At 35.5% G+C, this 19,567-nt stretch carries 24 protein-coding genes; 17 read left to right on the top strand and 7 right to left on the bottom strand.

Translation table 11 applies throughout. The annotated features are described in order from the left end of the window. The first annotated feature begins 13 nt into the window (after positions 1 to 13). Positions 14 to 409, top strand: a complete 396-nt coding sequence (locus C6989_RS05595; RefSeq protein WP_148703895.1) for a VOC family protein — start codon at positions 14 to 16, stop codon at positions 407 to 409. 5 nt (positions 410 to 414) lie between these two features. Here the strand turns inward: C6989_RS05595 and C6989_RS05590 are convergent, their stop codons facing one another. Both C6989_RS05590 and C6989_RS05585 read right to left on the bottom strand, forming a co-directional pair. After that, positions 415 to 714: a methylated-DNA--[protein]-cysteine S-methyltransferase gene (locus C6989_RS05590; protein ID WP_148703896.1), complete on the bottom strand. Its 300-nt coding sequence runs from the start codon at positions 712 to 714 to the stop codon at positions 415 to 417. Next, the gene (locus C6989_RS05585; protein ID WP_182126617.1) at positions 711 to 1,487 is read right to left on the bottom strand and encodes a D-aminoacyl-tRNA deacylase; all 777 of its coding nucleotides are present in this window, start codon (positions 1,485 to 1,487) and stop codon (positions 711 to 713) included. The genes C6989_RS05590 and C6989_RS05585 overlap by 4 nt, the downstream gene beginning before the upstream one ends. A gap of 39 nt (positions 1,488 to 1,526) precedes the next feature. Between C6989_RS05585 and C6989_RS05580 the strand changes: the two genes are divergently transcribed. Genes C6989_RS05580 through C6989_RS05570 form a run of 3 tightly spaced genes read left to right on the top strand, consistent with a single transcriptional unit; the run spans position 1,527 to position 2,676 of the window. After that, positions 1,527 to 1,700 (top strand): protein translocase SEC61 complex subunit gamma, encoded by a 174-nt coding sequence (locus tag C6989_RS05580; RefSeq protein ID WP_148703898.1) that lies wholly within the window; start codon positions 1,527 to 1,529, stop codon positions 1,698 to 1,700. A 2-nt stretch (positions 1,701 to 1,702) separates the two neighbouring features. Continuing rightward, the gene (locus C6989_RS05575; protein WP_148703899.1) at positions 1,703 to 2,161 is read left to right on the top strand and encodes a transcription elongation factor Spt5; all 459 of its coding nucleotides are present in this window, start codon (positions 1,703 to 1,705) and stop codon (positions 2,159 to 2,161) included. 35 nt (positions 2,162 to 2,196) lie between these two features. Then, positions 2,197 to 2,676: a 50S ribosomal protein L11 gene (locus C6989_RS05570; protein ID WP_182126616.1), complete on the top strand. Its 480-nt coding sequence runs from the start codon at positions 2,197 to 2,199 to the stop codon at positions 2,674 to 2,676. Between the two features lie 8 nt (positions 2,677 to 2,684). Here C6989_RS05570 and C6989_RS05565 read toward each other — a convergent pair whose 3' ends face one another. From C6989_RS05565 to C6989_RS05555, 4 genes are all read right to left on the bottom strand, one after another. Beyond that, positions 2,685 to 2,870, bottom strand: a complete 186-nt coding sequence (locus C6989_RS05565; protein ID WP_182126615.1) for a hypothetical protein — start codon at positions 2,868 to 2,870, stop codon at positions 2,685 to 2,687. A gap of 368 nt (positions 2,871 to 3,238) precedes the next feature. Continuing rightward, complete coding sequence (locus tag C6989_RS10235; RefSeq protein ID WP_255464655.1) at positions 3,239 to 3,364, bottom strand: hypothetical protein; 126 nt, start codon at positions 3,362 to 3,364, stop codon at positions 3,239 to 3,241. Between the two features lie 194 nt (positions 3,365 to 3,558). Next, positions 3,559 to 3,996 carry an Lrp/AsnC family transcriptional regulator gene (locus tag C6989_RS05560; protein ID WP_182126721.1) on the bottom strand — a complete coding sequence of 146 codons (438 nt, stop codon included), beginning with the start codon at positions 3,994 to 3,996 and terminating at the stop codon, positions 3,559 to 3,561. Positions 3,997 to 4,183: 187 nt separating this feature from the next. Continuing rightward, positions 4,184 to 4,837 carry a CFI-box-CTERM domain-containing protein gene (locus tag C6989_RS05555; protein WP_182126614.1) on the bottom strand — a complete coding sequence of 218 codons (654 nt, stop codon included), beginning with the start codon at positions 4,835 to 4,837 and terminating at the stop codon, positions 4,184 to 4,186. Between the two features lie 142 nt (positions 4,838 to 4,979). Between C6989_RS05555 and C6989_RS05550 the strand changes: the two genes are divergently transcribed. The 11 genes from C6989_RS05550 (at position 4,980) to C6989_RS05500 (ending at position 14,925) form a co-directional block, all read left to right on the top strand. Beyond that, positions 4,980 to 5,276: a hypothetical protein gene (locus C6989_RS05550; protein WP_182126613.1), complete on the top strand. Its 297-nt coding sequence runs from the start codon at positions 4,980 to 4,982 to the stop codon at positions 5,274 to 5,276. Positions 5,277 to 5,341: 65 nt separating this feature from the next. After that, positions 5,342 to 5,992 carry a hypothetical protein gene (locus tag C6989_RS05545; RefSeq protein ID WP_182126612.1) on the top strand — a complete coding sequence of 217 codons (651 nt, stop codon included), beginning with the start codon at positions 5,342 to 5,344 and terminating at the stop codon, positions 5,990 to 5,992. A 128-nt stretch (positions 5,993 to 6,120) separates the two neighbouring features. Then, positions 6,121 to 6,315, top strand: coding sequence for a hypothetical protein (locus C6989_RS05540; protein ID WP_148703906.1), 195 nt, complete (start codon positions 6,121 to 6,123; stop codon positions 6,313 to 6,315). A 139-nt stretch (positions 6,316 to 6,454) separates the two neighbouring features. Continuing rightward, entirely contained in the window at positions 6,455 to 8,032 is a 1,578-nt protein-coding gene (locus C6989_RS05535; protein ID WP_255464654.1) for a type II/IV secretion system ATPase subunit, read from the top strand. A 178-nt stretch (positions 8,033 to 8,210) separates the two neighbouring features. Beyond that, a complete protein-coding gene (locus C6989_RS05530; RefSeq protein ID WP_255464662.1) occupies positions 8,211 to 8,978 on the top strand; it encodes a type II secretion system F family protein in 768 nt (255 codons plus the stop codon). Between the two features lie 4 nt (positions 8,979 to 8,982). Further along, positions 8,983 to 9,912: a type II secretion system F family protein gene (locus C6989_RS05525; protein WP_182126610.1), complete on the top strand. Its 930-nt coding sequence runs from the start codon at positions 8,983 to 8,985 to the stop codon at positions 9,910 to 9,912. Positions 9,913 to 10,005: 93 nt separating this feature from the next. Next, the gene (locus C6989_RS05520) at positions 10,006 to 11,061 is read left to right on the top strand and encodes a TackOD1 domain-containing metal-binding protein (protein ID WP_182126609.1); all 1,056 of its coding nucleotides are present in this window, start codon (positions 10,006 to 10,008) and stop codon (positions 11,059 to 11,061) included. Between the two features lie 33 nt (positions 11,062 to 11,094). After that, positions 11,095 to 11,580, top strand: coding sequence for a hypothetical protein (locus C6989_RS05515; protein WP_182126608.1), 486 nt, complete (start codon positions 11,095 to 11,097; stop codon positions 11,578 to 11,580). Positions 11,581 to 11,593: 13 nt separating this feature from the next. Next, on the top strand, positions 11,594 to 12,301 hold the full coding sequence (locus C6989_RS05510) for an archaellin/type IV pilin N-terminal domain-containing protein (protein WP_220462861.1): 708 nt from the start codon (positions 11,594 to 11,596) through the stop codon (positions 12,299 to 12,301). Between the two features lies 1 nt (position 12,302). Then, the gene (locus C6989_RS05505; RefSeq protein ID WP_182126606.1) at positions 12,303 to 14,027 is read left to right on the top strand and encodes a COG1361 family protein; all 1,725 of its coding nucleotides are present in this window, start codon (positions 12,303 to 12,305) and stop codon (positions 14,025 to 14,027) included. 106 nt (positions 14,028 to 14,133) lie between these two features. Then, positions 14,134 to 14,925 (top strand): RAD55 family ATPase, encoded by a 792-nt coding sequence (locus C6989_RS05500; protein ID WP_182126605.1) that lies wholly within the window; start codon positions 14,134 to 14,136, stop codon positions 14,923 to 14,925. A gap of 78 nt (positions 14,926 to 15,003) precedes the next feature. Here the strand turns inward: C6989_RS05500 and C6989_RS05495 are convergent, their stop codons facing one another. Continuing rightward, positions 15,004 to 17,598, bottom strand: a complete 2,595-nt coding sequence (locus tag C6989_RS05495; protein WP_182126604.1) for a hypothetical protein — start codon at positions 17,596 to 17,598, stop codon at positions 15,004 to 15,006. Positions 17,599 to 17,780: 182 nt separating this feature from the next. Between C6989_RS05495 and C6989_RS05490 the strand changes: the two genes are divergently transcribed. Both C6989_RS05490 and C6989_RS05485 read left to right on the top strand, forming a co-directional pair. Continuing rightward, on the top strand, positions 17,781 to 18,341 hold the full coding sequence (locus C6989_RS05490; protein ID WP_182126603.1) for an archaellin/type IV pilin N-terminal domain-containing protein: 561 nt from the start codon (positions 17,781 to 17,783) through the stop codon (positions 18,339 to 18,341). Positions 18,342 to 18,920: 579 nt separating this feature from the next. After that, the gene (locus C6989_RS05485) at positions 18,921 to 19,484 is read left to right on the top strand and encodes an archaellin/type IV pilin N-terminal domain-containing protein (RefSeq protein ID WP_182126602.1); all 564 of its coding nucleotides are present in this window, start codon (positions 18,921 to 18,923) and stop codon (positions 19,482 to 19,484) included. Positions 19,485 to 19,567: the final 83 nt, after the last annotated feature.

Genomic DNA, 19,567 nt, shown 5'->3' with positions numbered 1-19,567 from the left:
GCAAATTTGCTACATGACAAATACTCTCAAAGCAACATCTATGGACCATGTAAACATGAATGTAAGGAACCTGGCAAAGACTGTAGAATTTTACAAAAACTTGTTTGGTTTTGAGGTTAGAAAAGAAGACAACTCTCCAAACAAACTTGATGCACCCTCAAAGATTATTGGAAATGACTCTATCAAGATTTGTCTGTATGAGGACCCGCATGTTACACCTGCTGGAGGAATTGCTCACTTTGGTTTTCACGTTGAGAACTTTGAGGACATTATGCAAAAGTGCAAGGAGCTTGGAGTTGAGGTGTTGTATGACGGTCCAATTGATTTTGAAAAATCAAGATCAGTTTACATCAAGGATCCAACTGGATACGATATTGAGTTAAGCGAAGTTGTTGGCGGCGGACTGTAAAAAAATTAGAATCTATGAATGGTTTTTTCCCAATCTAAAATTTTTCCATTTTCAATTTTAATTCCCTCATCATGCAGCATCTTTGTTTTGATGTGCTCGCCATATGCATATCCGCCAACCTTACCATTTGACATTACAACTCTATGACATGGAATGATTACGGGGTATGGGTTCTTGTTCATTATTCTTCCAACTGCCCTTTGTCCGTTCTTCAGGCCAACTGCCTTTGCAAGTTCACCATAAGTTGTGATTTGGCCTTTTGGAACCTCTAGTAATTTTTTGTAGATCTTTTTCTCAAGACTCAAAGCTTGATTACCTCAAGTTCTGTAGATTCAAGAAGGTCAAGAACTTTTTGCTTGTTTGGTCCAAGTCCATTCCAATCTAGCAGAGCAAACTTTGCTGCACTGTTTTGCTTAAGAATATGAAAGAACAACTCCTCATCAAGATTATCTAGTGCATGTTTTGGAATTACTGTTCCAAGTGCATATTTTGCATCTAAGAGTTGTTCTGTAAACTTTGTAGGATAATGAGTTCCACCAAAACACAGTGCCACTGGATTCGTTGGAATGTCATGAGAGATTACCTCATGAACTAGTTTTGCAACTCTGTGACAGAGCTGCTCATCAGTCCACTGTTTTTCAGTTGTTCCAATTTCGATAAATATTGCAGGCTTTTTGAGAGCTGTTGGCCCGTGATGTGTTGCTTCTATTGTAATGTCGAATTCTGTAAAATCTGACTTGTGATCTCGCAGAGTCTGAAGATATTTTTTTTGCAAGTCTGGATGAGGTATTGCTACCTGCCTGTCATTTCCACCAAACTTTGCCTCTGAGAAATTTCCAGTGCTATGGCAAGTAAGTGCCAGCACACCTGATTCAGCTGCATGTTTTGATAAAAAGACAAATCCATCATAATCATATTTTTCTTCTAACCAATCTGCAGAAATTGCAGGAGTTGGAATAATTACCAGATCATAGTACTTTCCACGAAATACATCTCCATCCTGAGTCATATCTTTGCAAAGAAACTTTGCCATATTGTGGCCAGCAGGATCATCGGCGTATGCAACTAGCAGCTCCATGAAATAAGAGATATAAAGAGACCCTATTAATTTCCACCAATGAACCCAAGACAGACTTTGAAGAACATGGCAAATACCATGAAAATGGCCAAAAAACCAGACAAAGATGAGTATCAACAGCATCTTAGATTGGTATTATTAGGAATAGGTGGCGTCGGAGCTATTGGATTTACAATACAGTTTGTCTTTTCGGTGATTACATTTGGTAGGTAAAATTGTCTGAGGAAGTAAAATCACATTTGTTTGCAATTAGAACCACTGGTGGACAAGAAAAAGTGGTAATGAGATTATTAGAAGCAAAAGCTAACGCTAATCAAATCAACATTCAATCAGTATTTTGGGTAAGTGATCTTAAAGGATATGTCGTCATTGAAGCAGTCAATCCAAGTGATGCATACATGGCAGTAGAAGGTGTAAGACACATCCGCGGTCAATTAAGAGGAGAATTAGAGTTCAAAGATATCGAGGGATACTTGGTAAAGAAATCAACTGTATCAACACTGGCAGTAGACAATGTAGTAGAAATTACTGGTGGACCATTCAAGGGAATGAAGGCAACAATTACCAGAATAGACTCAGAAAAAGAAGAAGCTACAGTTGTATTGCTTGATGCATCATACCAATTACCAGTAACAGTAGACGCAAACTATCTAAAACTATCAACTGAGGGTTAGGAAGGATTAAATTTTCATTTAGAGGTGATTAAACTATGGGAGAACAAAAAATATCATCACTTGTAACAGGCGGAGCAGCATCAGCAGGTCCACCTTTGGGTCCAGCACTAGGTCCGCTTGGCGTCAACATCATGGAAGTTATCAATGCAATTAATGATAAAACCAAAGACTTTGAGGGAATGAAAGTTCCAGTTACAGTAATTGTTGATAGCGACACAAAAAAGTACGAGATTGAAATTGGTATCCCATCAGCAGCTGCACTAATCATGAAGGAGGCAGGAATCCAGAAAGGTTCTGGTGCTTCTGGAACTGAATGGGCAGGTGACGTTACAATGGATTCAATAGTCAAAGTTGCAAATACAAAACTTGAGAAATCCTATGCATCATCAATAAAGTCAGTTGCAAAAACCATCATTGGTACATGTGTAGCTTTAGGAGTCAAAGTAGAAGGAAAGACTCCAAAAGAGATTACATCTGAAATCAATGAAGGTAAATGGGATGAGAAATTCCAGTAAAACAGATTCTATCTCTTTGCATCAACGTCTGCAATAATCTTCTTCATACAATCATGACAAATTACGGATTTATCATGCAGTTGTCGTATAATTTCATGGTCTTGAAAAACTGAATCATACGTTGCGCCAATTACTATTTTGTTAGTCCAGACCTCAAAGTCTTCTTTTATCTTGGCACATACAAAACAGTTCATAAAACAAATAGAGATTTTGTGTATAAAATCTAAACATCATTTCCTGTAATACCCATGCAAGTGCTCTCAGAACCCCCTGATAGTACTTCAGGACATCTATTGATTCAGTTTTTACCAACCTTTGCTCAATGTCTCTTCTAAATTCTAAAACTTTGCTTTATGTGTTCATAAAATTTCTAAAATAACATATTTTTATTAAATTTTACATACGGTTTTTGTCCACATCAGATAAAGGGATTTTTGATAAAGCCGTTTGCTAAAAGAACAACCAAACCTACTGCAGTCCCAGTTCCACCAATAATACCTATCAAAAATGCAGCGTCACGTTTGTCCATCTAGTATATTTCAAAAACCTCGAACTTATGAATTTAGAGTTTTGGGAGTTGGCCTGTTTTATCCAAGTTTGATTTGCAGACCTTGCAATACAATCTAACCTCACTTGAAGGAAATTCAGTTCCACAGTTTTTGCAAGTGTAAAATTTTGTATCACCCATGATTCTACAACACAAGTTGCAGACTTAAGGGTTGATAATTTTGGATTTAGTGTGGTTTTTCGGACTTTTCTTGTGCAGTATCAATACCATACTGTTCCTTTCGTTTCTTGTTTGATAGCTCACAATAGAAAATTTGTTTTTCTTCAGACATTATAATTTCTGGCCTGTCTTGGTTATTAATAGATGTGCAATAATCATGTTAATTCATTAAGATAGACTGGATCTTTGTCTGTCTTTTGTAATTCCACAAAGGTCTCCGTATTTTGAATGCCTTCAATTTTTCCAATCTTCTCAATCACTACTGAGTGAAGTGACTCCAAGTTCTTTGCATATACTTGGATCATAATATCAAATCTGCCTGTAACCTCGGAGATTGAGACAACTTCAGGAGTTTCCATGAATTTGTTGTGAATTTCATCCTTGAACTTTGGATCTCTATTAATTCCAACATTTGCTTTGACACCAATTCCCAATAGAGAGTCGTCAATTTCTACAGTAAATTTCTTGATTAGTTTCTTTTTTACTAGCCTCTTTATTCGGCTGTAAAGTACAGATGCATTGATTCCCAGTTTCTTTGAGAGTGTAGGTACTGAGATGGAACCATCTTTTGTTAGCTCAAAGAGTAATTTCATATCAAGTTCGTCGAATCTATGCAAGATATTAGAAAATTCTCGTTGTGATTTAATATATGTAGGTTTTGAGACAAAACTGTTGTGTATTTTCAATTATTTTGGGCAAAAAATGAAATTTTTTAAAAACAAACTTCACCAGATTAACATCATCTAAACGATTTCAAAAAATTGTTAGATTTTGACAGTCTTAAGACTTGACAGTAATCAGTCTTTTTGTTTTGTTTATTTTTATTATTTTCCAGATCAAAGTAGGTGGAATTATAAAATAAATTCCAATATTTACAATAATAATTCCAACTCCATAGATCAAAACTTTTTCCTCTGAATCCATCTCCACACCATTTAGAATTGAAAGTGTGGTTAACAAAGGAATCAAGACAGTTTTTACCATCTCTTTGAAGATAGGGTTTTCTCTTTGATAATCAGATATTGTAGGACTAAATGAATAGTATACTGCATTAAATGAATCCATAAAACTTGTGCCAACATCTGTCTGCATTAGTTTGTTGTCACGCAGTTCACGTAATTGTTGAACCTGAATAGATAGTTCTGTTCCGTGTGCAGCTGTTGCAATCAAACAACCGCCTTGGTTTTTTTGCTCATCAATCATTCCAGTTTTTTCTTTTAATTCTTTTACATATGCTTCTTCGCAACCATAATCTTGTATGCACTGATCATATTGGCAAACAATTCCACTAATGCACCTTGAGTCACAATAGTCCATTCTATCGATACATCTGTCAAGTTCTTGTTTTTCATCGCCGTAGACTATATGGGGCTGAATCATTATAATCACCAAGCCAATTAGAAACAGGCTAACTGCATTACTTTTTGCAACCATATTAAATTTACAAAAAGTATAGTTAATATCTTAAGTGGTATCTTGCTGTAATCGGTAATAGATTATTTTTTTTAGAAAGAATTTTCCAATCTAGGTTTGTTCTATGTGGAACCGTTAAATGCTAAATTAGTTAACTTACTTGATGGTATTGCATTTTAGACCTCTAAATGCTGTAACGCAGATTGTATTAATTTGCGTGATTGTAATCAGTTTTTTGTTATTTTCACTGTATACATTTTACCCAAACATAGTTTCTTTTATGGATGTAATCACAGAATCATCAGTGGTAATTGAGAATTCTGTAAGAATATGCGTAGTAAAGACAGATGATCCATATGTCGAGACTAAAATCATTAATGATTGTGATTTACCTGCGGGTACGGAGGCTGAAATATTCTATAATCCAGGTGATCCATATGCCTATTTGTTGCATCCATAACATCATAGAATAAGAAATAAAGTTATCAATATATCTTTAAATAGATCTATGATCAAAACCAAATAATGAAAAAACTGCACGCATTAAAAAATGCAAAAAGAAAAGCAGTATCTACAATTATTGCAACACTTCTAATGGTTGCAGTAGCAGCAACAGGTGGTACAGCTCTATTCGGATTCTCACAGGGGTTCTTTAATGAACAACAAGTGGGCGCTCCAGCAGGATTAGAGCAACTTGAAGTTACTGGTTTTGATGCCACAGACAGTAATGACAGAAAATTGCATAATGCCAATATCGATAACAGTACTGGAACCCATACTACAGGGGAAGGCAAACTTGCAGAAGGAGATAGAGTATACATCTATCTATTAAACAAGGGAAGCAATCCAGTGGCAATTAATGAATTACGATTTGCTGGAATTTCATATGCCCATCAGCTAACAACATCCGCATCAGAGATTGATGGCACAGTAGCTAGTGGGTCTGTAACATCATCAACTCCAGCCTTACCAGTAAAAACTTCATTTGTTTTAATTGAAACAGGTGATGAAACTTCAACTGATAAAATACCAGAACTAGAGCCAGGTCAAGAAGTTACTATTGTTTTAACTCTTGATGATCCAATCAAAATTGGACGTGATGCTCAGTTAAAGATAACCACTGCAGCAGGTACTGAGTTTACAGACGTAATAAACATAGGGCAACTAGACGACTAGAGTCCTTTCATTCTTTTATTTTTAATATGACAATTGATAAATTATTGTCGTTTGCTAGTTACAGTTTTCATTATTGTGTAAATTAATTTCATAGTTAACTTTATAACTTGTGTGATGTATTTTATAACATGACACAAATAAATGCAAAAATAGATGATGAGATATTACAAGAATTTCGTCATGTCATATATGAAAAATATGGTCTAAAGAAAGGTGATTTTAAAAATGCCTTGGAATCAGCCATGGTTGATTATGTTTTAAAGTATTCCAAAACAGATACTGCCAAAGAACTGGCAAATCGCCTAAAAGACGAGAACAAGTAAAACCAATAGTTTAGAAACGACAGTCGTCAATTCATCTTTATTTCATTCTTTAATTAATTATATTTGGATGTATTTTTATGACTGTCGTAACGATAACTTGTGTTAGCAATGGGTTTTCATGTTCTGGAGATGATAAATAGTGGAATCTAGTTTGAATCAAAGCGATACTGACAAAACTAAATCCAAAATTAATCTCAGTAAGGAAGATGCATTAAATACAACCAAAAGATTAAGCAAAAACTATCTAGATCTATCCAAGCTGGATTATTCAGATTTTGACATTTATTCAGGAATATTAAAAGATGCCAGTTCAGAATCTGGAATAAAATATGAAGTGATTGAACCTACCATGTCAAAGAAGAATATTGCATCATATAATGAATTGAAAAAAATTTTAATGGCAGAGCTTGTAATAGACCTGAACGAATTAAAAAGTAAGCAGGGAGCTGAAAAATTATTAAAACAGCAAATAATTTCAATTGTTAAAAAATACAAATTAAAGATTCCAGCATCAGTCCTCCCAAAAATTCTTTATTATGCGGTAAGGGATTTAATTTACCTAGGGAAGATTGAACCATTTTTACATGATCATATGATTGAAGAAATCAGTTGTGATGGTTCTAAAATCCCAATATATGTATGGCATAGAGAACACGAATCAATTCCATCAAATGTAATATTTGAAGACGAGAAGGAATTAGAAGATTTTACAAGAAAGCTTGCATATGTTTCTGGAAAAAACATTTCAGTTGCTCAACCCATAGTAGATGCATCACTACCAGATGGAAGTAGAGTTAATCTTACATTTGGACGTGAAATAACAAAAAAAGGTTCCACGTTCACCATTAGAAAGTTTAGATCAGATCCAATTACAATTATAGACTTGATCAAATTCAATACATTGTCTTCAGACATTGCAGCATACCTTTGGTATTTTGTAGAAAAGAAGTTAACGATGATTGTAGCAGGCGGTACTGCAAGTGGTAAAACAACCACCCTGAACACCTTGGCCTCATTTATCACTCCAGGACAAAAGATAATCAGCATAGAAGATACTCAGGAACTTAACCTTACACATACAAACTGGGTACCGTCGGTTTCACGAGAAACTTTTTCTGGTACACAAATTGCTGAAATTTCACAATTTGATTTGTTGCGTGCATCGCTCAGGCAGAGACCGGATATAATTATTGTAGGCGAAACAAGAGGTAAGGAAGCCTATACCCTATTTCAGGCCATGGCAACTGGGCACGGAGGTTTTTCATCAATCCATGCAGACTCTATTCCATCTACAGTTACAAGACTTGTTTCTGAACCCATGAATGTTCCAAAAACGCTCATAGTAAATACGCTTGACGCAATACTATTGCAGCTTAAAATGAAGGTACATGGAAAAACTGTAAGAAGAGTGATACAAGTATCTGAACTTGCGGGACTGGATGAAAAGACTGGCGAAGTTTTGCTAAATGATGTATTTCGTTGGAATCCATCTACGGATCAACATTCATTTACAGGGCGCAGTGTAGCACTTGAAAAAATAGAAAACGAGTTTGGAGAATCTCAAGAGGATATAAAATATGAGCTAAATAAGAGAAAGACAACACTAGATTGGATGGTAAAAAACAATATTGTAAGATACAATGAAGTTTCTTCAAACATAATAGAATTTTACAAGGATCCTGACAAATTTTACGAGAGAAAACGAATCCTGTTGTGATCTATATATGGAAAAATCTACACAACCCAAAAAATTGACAAAATCTAAAGTCATTGAAAAAAAACATAGAAGTACAATATTCACAATAAGTTATGTTTTGCTCAATGGGATTATTGGAATTCTTTATACTCGTTTTCCCAACTTGAAAAAAACATTGAGGCAAACACACATTCCCGTGATGTTTGAAGCCTTTGTTTGCACCATGGTTTTTGTCAGCATCATCGCAACCATTGCAGGAATAATTACAGGATTGACGATATCTTATCTGCTTCAAAACAACGAGTTTGTTACATCTTTTTCTGCTATACCTATTGCTCTTGGAGCAGTATTTGGTATTGTAGCTTTTGTGATGACATATCAATATCCACAAAATGAGAAGCTGAAACGAAAATCAAAAATTGCCGAAGAGATGGCTTATTTCTCGGGATATATGGGAACCCTTGCTTCTAGCGGTCTTACGCTTGAAGGCATTTTTAGAACCATAGCAATCGAACAAACTAATGAGGAAATTGTCAAAGACGCACAACATCTTACAAGAGATTTAGAATTACTTGGCATGGACATTGAAAATGCACTCAAGGATCTTTCAGATAGATCTCCTTTAGATACATACACTGAATTTCTTGAGGGAATAATATCGAATTTAGAAGTAGGTGGCAATCTTAAAGATTATTTTGTTGCTTCTGGTGAAGTGCAACTAGAACAACGAAAAAACAGGATTAGAGAAGCTAATCAATCATTAGGAATTGTAACAGAAATTTACACAATACTGCTTATTGTATTTCCACTTCTTGGTGCAATCATGTTATCCATTATGGGAATGATGTCGGTGAATCTTTATAATTTCAGCATAATATCTCTAATGAATATTCTTACCTATGTTTTTGTCCCTGCATTTGGAATCATAATGATACTCATGATTGATTCATTAATACCAAAGAGATGATAAATTGAGTTCACAAAAAATAAATTCTAAAAAACCTGAGTACAACTTACCATTCATCAAGACAACCAAGGGAAAGATAACCATACTTTCTGCCAGTACTGGATTTGCAATCATGGTGCTTTTCTTCATGATTTCCAACCAAACACAAGAGATTCTGTATGCAAATGTAGGAGTTGTCCTGGGATTACTAACTGGACTGCTCCCATATACCGTCTTGGAGGTAAAAGAGAACTCTGTAAAAAATAAGATTGATGAAAACATTCCATTATTTCTTTTATCATTGGTAAGTGCTGTGGAAAGTGGCTCTAGTCTTTTGTTAGCAATTGAAGAGGCAGCCAACAGAAATTATGGTCCGTTAACACCTCACTTGAAAAACTTTAGAGCTAACATAAGTTGGGGAACCCCACTTGATAAGGCATTTGAAAACTTTTCAAAAAGAATAGGAACTAAGCTTGCTGCACGTGTATCGATTTTACTTGAGACATCCATTAACATGGGGGGGGATGTAATAGAAACACTAGGTATGATACAACATCATGTCACAAACCTGCAAAATCTTGAAAAAGAAAGGGTCAGCACGCTAAAACCATACATCATAACCATATACATGTCGTTTGTCACATTTCTTGGATTAACAATTATGTTGATTGTTAGTTTCTTTTCTGAACTGGAAATAGTACAAGAACAGTTAATTTCAGAGAGCACAAAAGGAACTGCACTACCCTTGGGAATTTTTGAATCCATGATGGGCCTTGAAGTTGAGGTGATCAAATCAATTCTATTCCATATGGCGATCATTGAAGCCGTTTTAGGAGGGATTGTAGGTGGTAAAATTTCCGGAGGCACATATGCATCCGGAGTAAAACATGCAATCATAATGGTGATTTTGACAGTTATTGCCTTTTCAGTTCTACGTGTAGCAGAAATAATCTAAAAACGTGCCCGATCTCAGATATTTTCATTTCCAAATTTGGGAGGATTTGTTTTTAATCTAAAATAGATTATTTTGTATCAGGTGACTGAAGATATGGCACAGAACATTATATCAATTGAGGATCAAAAAAATTTGCAAGGTGGTTTAAAATTGACTGATATAGAGGACAATAAGAGGAACGTTTCAGAGAATGAAATATCAGTAGGTCAAAAATTAATAGAATATCTCAAATCTACCAATACAACAATCATTTTGCCACAAATTAACTTTGAAGAAAATCGTATACTCTTTCCAATCCTTAAGGAAATAGGGGAAGACCCATCAAATGTTTCCGTTTTAGATAAACTTGCGGCCCCTGCAGTCAATATTCTTCAAAAAGAGACATATGAAGTACTTCCTGTTTGTCCAGAACATCCAGAGAACCTCTTAACTACAACACGAATTTGTTGTTCTGAATGTAATTCTATCAATGTAAAAAAACTGTATCTTGTTGAACACAAAGTTTGCGGTTTTATTGCAGATACTGAAATCTTTGGTCAAAAAAACGTAACAGATATAGCAACATGTCCAAAATGTGAAAAAAACATTACTAATCCAAAAAGAGAATTGAGATCATTAGGGTTTTGGTTTTTGTGTAGTGACTGTGGAGAAAAGTTTGATAATATATCTAACAAGTTATTTTGTCGAAAATTTAATCATGATTTTGACATAAATTCTGCAGAGTATCTTAGTGTGCCATATTATTCAGTGAATAATTCATCATCGGCAGATGTTGATACGATTACGCTACTAACTAAACTTAGTAAAGCCATAGAAACTTTTGGGTTTTCCACTCAAAAATTTGTAAAAGTAATTGGACGAAGTGGAGTACCTCACTCTGTAAGTATTCACGGCAAAAAAGAAGACAAACAAGTATCTGTTTTCTTCCGCTCCTCAGATAAACAATTACCAGATGTGGATGTAAATTCAATTATTGCAGAATGTGCTGACTTGCCAGAATCATTCAATATTTTAATTTGTATTCCAAGTATATCTAGTGAAGCAAAAGCTATGGCAAGATATACAGGCACATCGATAATTACTGGCAAAGAATATGATGAAGTTTTCTCTCAACTAGAAAAACTAGTCGCTGAACATATCAATAAATAATAAACTATATCATCTAATATCAAATTGGTAAATATGATGGAGAGAAGAGGCATTAGCCAAATAATTGCCAGCATGTTAATGCTTGCCATGGTTGTTGGGATTGGAGGAACCATCATGTTTTCAGGAATATCAGACATTGCTCAGTTTAACAACATGTTGGGACTTTTTGATAGTGATCGAAGTGACGCATTTTTAGAAGATCTTATAATTGAACATGTGTGGTTTTTTCCTAGCAGTAACAATGCAACCATTACTATAAGGAATACAGGCAATGCAGAGATTACAATTGACTCAATAGCAATTGTACATACTGAGACTCAAGAACTTGTATTAAATAACAATTCTATTAGCCAAAAAATAATGATTGGGGATGTATCAGATATCGAACAGTTGTTTTCCCTGACACAGGGGACTGGCAGATTTGATGATAACAGTTACAAATCTGGAGAATATAGAATATCAGTTACTACTACTAGGGGAAATTCATTTGAGATGGTTGCAAAGCCATTTAACACATAAGGAAAAGATGATGGTGAACTCGAACGTATTTTCAAAATTGCAAGGAAATTATCAACATGATTCACATAATAGAAGAGCAGTATCAGATATAATATCGGCCTTATTACTACTTTCAATTACCATCACAGGAGGAGTTATAATTTTTAGTTTTTTTGAGGGTTTTGATGTTACGTCCGTTGTAGGGGGTTCATCTGATCCATCTTTGCAATCAGTAAAACTAGTTGGCTATGATACCCGAGATTCCACGGGATTACACGGCATTTCAACTCTGGATAATCAACTTGATTCCAAACTCTGTACTTCGTCTTGCGCCTCAGACAAGGATCTGATTCCTTCAAATGGCGGTACAGAGTTTATAACATTAACACTACGAAATAGTGGATTGGAATCCATATTCATCTCAAAACTTTTGATCAATGACATACAACATGTTTTTGATGCTCAAACTGCTGGAGCTGAATTAGACGCTTCTACTAATGCCTCACTGTGTACAATTTCATGTCCATATCCCAAATCAGGAAAGTTTAGTATCACATCTACCAATAATGCAATCCAGCTTACAAACTCGGAAGTTGTTGTTGGTCAGGATGCTCGTTTAATAGTTAAACTTAGTTCTGAAATTTCTTCAGACATAACCTTACTAAAACCACTAAAAATTCAAATAGATACAGGTAACTTACAATTTAAGGAATTTATAATTCAAAGTGGAGGTGCAAGATAATTTGAATACATTAGGAAATAGACGTGGAATATCTACAATAGTTGGTGCATTTTTCTTTGTTGTAATAATGATAGGTGCATTTGCTGCCATCTTTGCAGCATTTCAGCTGCAAGAGAATCTCATCATCACCCAATTAGATTTGACTGAACGAAATATGAAAAATTTGGATGAGAATTTTATCATAGCCCCTGCATTTGATAGCTCAAATGGTAACAGATTATGCATCAGCGTAAAAAATACAGGAACTAATCCAGTAGAGATTGCAGATATCTGGATAATCAACAAAACAGATCCATTTCCTGCAAAACGCTTTGAAGTAGATTTCAAGGATGCTTTCATCCCAATATCTTCTGATTCAGACGTGGTAGGAAGCAAGGTATTGAATCTCATTGATGGCACTTATGACATTAAGGTAGTATCAAAGTCTGGAACAATAAGGACTACGGAATTAGATGTGGTTTCAAGTACCCCAGATCCCAGGCTGGTAGTTGAGACATACTCCTCCGCACCTTCAATTAACAATGGTGATGATACTATCTTTATAATGCACGTATACAATCGTGGCAACACTACACTTACAGATGTTCAGCCTAACGGGATAATTACTGCATCTCCTGCAAGCTTTCTTCAAAGCTCAGCGTTGTTATCACCTTCTTCTGTGAGTAGACTGGAACCAAATGAAGATGCGGTTTTCACATGGAAGAACAATATTCAAGGTGCCGTTGGTGCAAGTGTTGCATTAGCAGGAAGCGCAAAAGCAAAAGTTGCAGGATGTGATGGATCATCTTTTATCACCAGCAACACAGACACAACTAATATCTTTGTGGCCAGAGCTCTCACTGAAAAAGATTTGTTTGCAAAGCCAGAAATTTTTGCCTCATCTCCTAGTCCATTTGGTTCTGTTGGCGCTGGACAAGAGGGTCACTTTGGCATGGTTGTTATGAATCCTACAAACCAAAACATGGATGTATACCAAGTAGCGTTGCAAGTAATAGTTGAGGAAGGAAAACAAGTATTCAAAGACAACACCATAACAGGTATCAAACCAACTACAGATTGGGAAGATTCAAAAACTCTGCTTAACTGGAAAAATTTTGCAAATCCTATAACAATCCCGCCACATAGTGCAGAGGAATGGATTGCCAAAATCCAACCCGTTGCAATTGAGGATCTTCCGATTAACTCTTTAGTCTTTAATGCATATACTAGTTTTGGTCAATACAGTAAAGGTACCATAGACACATTTGGCATATCTAAAGCAAACGCACCAATCGTAGAGGTTTATCAATCAGGAGATTTGCTTGGAATAGACCGTAAATACCTTGTAAAAGGAATACTATCAAATTCAACCAAGACATATAATGTCACCATTGCAAATACAGGTCAAGAACAAATCAACTCGGATTCCTTTTTGTTATTAACCGTTCCACCTGTTTTTGCAAATCTGGTAAACACCACAATCCCCACAGGTCTTGAGCCTCAGCAAAAAATAATTTTTGATGATGGTTCACAACAAATCCCATTAAAATTGACTTTACCCTTGACTTCAGGTCTATCTAGAACATATGCGTTTACTGCTACAGCACCAACAGTAGAAGAAACAACCATGTACTTATTTACACTTACAGCTACAGGATCTGCGACAGATGCGGTTGGAGGCACCCACATAATTGGTTCTGTAGGTCAAACGATAGTTCAAATATGCCCAGATCCAACTTGCCCTTAGCTAACTACACCTATTGATCGTAAGATCGATCAGATTTGTCAACTGTTTTTTAGCGATCGGTGTTTATAAACCAGTTTGATGATCCTGATCCTTAAGGTGAATGAGAATGGCATCAGTATTTGGTTCGGAGGGTAGAAAGGAAGAATATGCTCAGGAATTTGTCGGAGAGCAAAAGGTTACAACCCAAACTGGGATTGCAGGCTTTGATGAAGCATTAGGCCAAGGTCTGCCAGTAGGAAACCTGTATCTTGTATCTGGCCAACTGGGAAGTAGTGCTAATCTGTTTGTACAACAAATACTCTACAACAATGTCATTTCAAAACAAAAAGTCGCATACTATACATCTACGGTTCCTAGTCAAGACATAATTCAGGACATGAAGTTTAGCAATATGGATATCCAAAAGTTTGTAGACGATGGAACTTGGGTATTTGGCCGTGCAATACCTTCAGACAAAGTTGAGATAGTAAATGCCTTGCCAGAAAATCCGCTAGAACAAAAAATAGATTTAGGCGATACGCTTGCAAATTTGATGAATCATCTAAATGAAACTATTTCTGATGGACGAAACACTGTAATTCACTTGGCAGATTTGATAAGATCATATCCAATGTCAGAGATACAAAATACCATTCTTTACATTGAAAGCTTTGCAAGAAAATATGGGGGAATTCATTTTGTTATACTAACCGAAGATGCACATGAAAAAAACGACATTATGGGAATCAAAGATTCAGCAGACTCTGTCTTTGAATTTACAGCAAACATAAGGGAAGAGACAATTGAGAACATACTTACAATACAAAAAGTGCGAGACATGAATCCAAGAAAGAGAATAATTAGACTTTCACAAAGAAATAATGGCTTGTCAACTGAGACAATAAGAAGAATTTCTTAAGTTTTTGTGATATAGTTCTGAATATGTTTTGAATATATCTAAATTCAACATATAGAATTTTTTAAGTGTGAAAAAGTTTTAGATTTCTTCTTCATACTCTTCATATTCTTCTTCTGGGCGTCTTCGTTTGCGCATCACAAGGATTACAATTACTGCCACTATTGCCATCATGATGGCAGCAGGTATTAGTAACATCATGGACAAATCTCCCCCCATGGAATCACCACCAATTGTTGAAAACTCTGCGACTTCCTCATCATCTAGATATCCTTCCTTTGTAGCTTGAATTGTCAAAGTGCTTGTGGGCGAATTTCCAGGGGTAAACAAAACAGATACCTTTCCATCTTCATCTGTTCTAACACTGGTAGGAAATACAGAAGATCCTTCTTGTGCAATTAGTCTAACTCTTGCACTTTCTATTACGTTCAAGTCTTGGTCATCGATGTTGATTGTTATTTCTGATGGGACATTAACTTCCATAGGATCTAGCGGATAATCTACAAAAATACTTAGTCTTTTCTCAAACTTTTCTTCTTCTCCAACTGTTATGGTGGTGCTTGTTGAGTCAAAGGCATTTGAATTTATTGTAATCTCACTTTCCCCAGAATTTCCAACAACTGTGAATAATGTCTCGACAAATGATTCACCTGCAATCAACGTAACTTGATTTTGGGTTTCTATGATGTCATTGCCAGATGATTCCACAGAAATTTCAACATTCTCTGAAAGCGTAATAGGATTTCCAAATGAATCAGTCAGGCTTATGACTAAAGGAATTTGCTGTTTGTCTGAAGATATTTTTTCAAAAGGCACAGATATGTTTAGTTTGGAGGATGAAGATATCATATCAAAACTTGACGTGCTTTCTAGATTAGAATCAGATCCTACTCCAATTGGAGTGACAGTAATTTCAGTTTGATTAGATTTTGCCAAATCCTTGTTTAACAGAATTATGTTTGCAAAGTTTTTTTGTGGCGCAACTGTTACTATTTCATTTATTGGTAAAAGAATGTATTTTAACCCAGTTTCAGAGTTAGTGGGCCGGTCACTGGGGTCAATTGGCAAAACAAATAGTTCCACCTTTCCAGTTCTATCAAAAACTAGTGTTTGCCCAGTAGGCGAAAATATTTTTGTGTCAATGGGCTCTACGGGATTTACAACCTTTACTGTAGTCGATCCTACTGCAAGCCCCTTTAATGATGTTGATAGAGTTACCTCACCTGTTTGCTGTCCTGTGGAAATAATTGCCTTGCCATACGATGAATGTGGCAAAATATAATTATCCACAATTTCTCCAGGATCTTCAATTTTTACAATTTTGGTGTTGCTGCTTGTCACTCTCAAGTTGTCAGAAGAGGTTTCAAGTGCACTTTTCATAATAGAATAGTTAGTGTCTGCTTGAACTGGGAATAAATTATCAGGACCGAGTTGTTCATCATCTTCATCAAGCTCGCTCAAATCATCTATAGTCCTTACAGTTATTTCTTCATCATCTTCATCTTCATCATCATTTAGATCTCTTTGTCCAGGTGGATCGTCATCATCATCTTCAATGGCAGTAATTTGATAAGCCATTAGTGATTTAGCTCCTCTGGGTAATTCCGGCGGAACAAAAAGTCTCAATATTTTGTCTTCTGCTTTTGGATCATCGGCGGTTAGTGGTATTACGATATCAAAAATCTGGGAATCAAGACCGTAATCACTTGAGCTTACAGAAATGGTATAATTATGCGGTTTGTTTGGAAAGATGTATTCTGGAGTAAGATGATATCCAAATTCACCTTTCTTGATCATAGGCCTATTGTTTTTCATCGCCTCATCTATTGCAATTGATAAAGCAATATTATCTGAAATAATGTCTAATGGTACATTTTCAGTGGCAATTGCCGGGAATCCCTCAGAATCTCTTAGAGTTACAAAAATCTCAATATTTCTTTCAGTCTCTTGAGCAATTCTATCTGGGTATACGTATGTCTTTATGGATGATGGGTTAACGGATGAAACCTTAACGTTATTTACGACATCAAATTTTTTGTCTTGTGCACTTGCTCTGATAAATGCAGTTCCAGTTTCTTCTAGTGCAGTGATTATATTAATTCCATAAACGGTTCCCTTTTCTATTGTAATTTTCTTTTGTTGTAATTTTAATAATTCATTTTCATATTCAAATGAGATGGTTATGTCTTTTGGAACTTCCAGTGGTATTTCATCCTTGGTAAAAAATACAGATAAAGGCATCTCGCCATTTACATGGATTTGATCAGTTGGCAACAATATGTGAAGCTTCGAATCACTTGGAAGGTTTCCGACAGTTTCTCCTACTCTAAAATCCTTGCTTACCACCTGATCATTTAATTTGGCTGTAATTTTTGCAATTCCTGTCTTTCCTGTATCAATTTGAAATTTTTGATAACTTGTATTTTCGGATAAAGTTATAGATTCTGGTACAGAAGCAACAAGTGGGTTATCTGATTCAAGATTTATTTTAACTTGATCTGATGGTTTTGCAAGTATTCCATTCTTGTCAATTATTCCCACATATCCTACCACTTGTTGAGTTGTTCCTGATTCTACTGTGGATGGGATCAGTTTTAGTTGTATGCTAAAATCATCAGGAGTTTGTGCAGTAGTGTTATCAATAGTTGCTACTATAAATACAGAAAAAATGATCAATGTTAAACCAAACTGATGACTTTGTAGCAAATGTTATTCGATTAAATTCGGGTCAGTTCGTTTAAAAGGATTTGGAGATATTTTCAGGAATAGTGAGTAAAATGATTTTTACTATTTACTTGTGTTTTGGTAAACATAGACAGATAGTTATCTTTAAATAGATTTTTGGATATAACAAAACAATGAATCACACTACATCTCGTAGGGCAGTAGCACCGGTTATAGCGACAATACTTTTAGTAGCAATCGCAGTAGTCGGCGGCACACTAGTCTTTACATTCTCTTCAGGTGTCTTTAATGAACAGCAACTAAACACTCCAGCTGCAATAGAATCATTAATCATTACTGGATACGATGCCAGAGATACTGCAGCTAGATTAGCTCACAATGGAACATCTGTATCAGGGGTAACTGGAGTAGCAACACCAGGTGCAGGTCTTCTTGCAGCTAATGATGAAGTTTGGATTTTTGTTCAAAATGCAGGAACAAATCCAATTGACATTGTTACAGTAACCTTTGCAGGAACCGAATATCCATTTAGTGCTACAGCCGCATCATCAACATACAATATCGCAGACAATTCAGGACTAACATCTGATCAAGTATTGGAAGCTGGTGAAGAAGCCACCATAATTGTGGATTTGGCAAACCCAATCAAAATTGGTAGAAGCGGCCTAGTGCAGATAAGTACTGGCAGTGGAGAATTCTCAGAAAAAATCCAGATTGGCAGACAGCTTGGTTAAGATATCATCTGCCAACAACCTTATTTTTGTTGAATTATTTTTTTAAAATAGGAAAACCAAGCATATCTCATTTCTAATCCCATAAAGATTGAATATTACAATTCTTGTTAACGTGATATCAAAAAAGTTTTTGAAGTATTGAAAAATTCCATAATTGAAATGAGCTATAAAACAATTACAGTAGAAGAGCCGTTTTACATGGAAGTACAACGTGGCAAGTGAAGATTCAATGAATAATTTCGTGACTGCAAGAAGTGATTGGAGGCATAAAAAAGGAAGATCCAGTATGTTTGATGACCATCAAATTTTTCATAATTATATCATCTTACACATGCTTAGAATTACTAAAAAATGTGGAAATGATGTTTATAGTAAATAACAAGTTTATGAGGCCATACAAAATACGAGTCAAGAATGAATATAATGGATTTCCAGATCTTTATTCTACTAATGAAACCTATGTCAATCACATCCCAACCTTTGGCAGGTACAAAAGGTAGACTAAACGTCCAGTAAGACGGCATAACTAAACATAGACAGATAGTTATCTTTAAATAGATTTTTGGATATAACAAAACAATGAATCACACTACATCTCGTAGGGCAGTAGCACCGGTTATAGCGACAATACTTTTAGTAGCAATCGCAGTAGTCGGCGGCACACTAGTCTTTACATTCTCTTCAGGTGTCTTTAATGAACAGCAACTAAACACTCCAGCTGCAATAGAATCATTAATCATTACTGGATACGATGCCAGAGATACTGCAGCTAGATTGTTTCATAATGGAACATCTGTGTCAAGTTTTTCTGGAATAACACCTGGTGCAGGTCTTCTTGCAGTTAATGACATAGTTAATGTACATATTCAAAATGCAGGAACAAATCCAATTGACATTGTTACAGTAACCTTTGCAGGAACCGAATATACTTTTAGTGAATCCGCAAAAGCTGATAGTGGCGAATATAGCATTGCAGACAATACAGGATATGCCAGTAATCAAGTCTTAGAAGCTGGTGAAGAAGCTACCGTGATATTTAATATGACGGATCAAATCAAAATCGGTAGAAACGGTCTAATGCAGATAACTACTGGCAACGGAGAAGTCTCAGAAAAAATTCAGATTGGCAGAGAGCTTGGTTAAGATATCATCTGCCAACAACCTTATTTTTGTTGAATTATTTTTGTTGAATTATTTTTGTTGAATTATTTTTGTTGAATTATTTT

Origin of the sequence: Nitrosopumilus sp. b2, assembly GCF_014078535.1 — an archaeon.
Classification (GTDB): domain Archaea; phylum Thermoproteota; class Nitrososphaeria; order Nitrososphaerales; family Nitrosopumilaceae; genus Nitrosopumilus; species Nitrosopumilus piranensis.
This window is presented reverse-complemented; position numbering and strand designations above follow the sequence as displayed.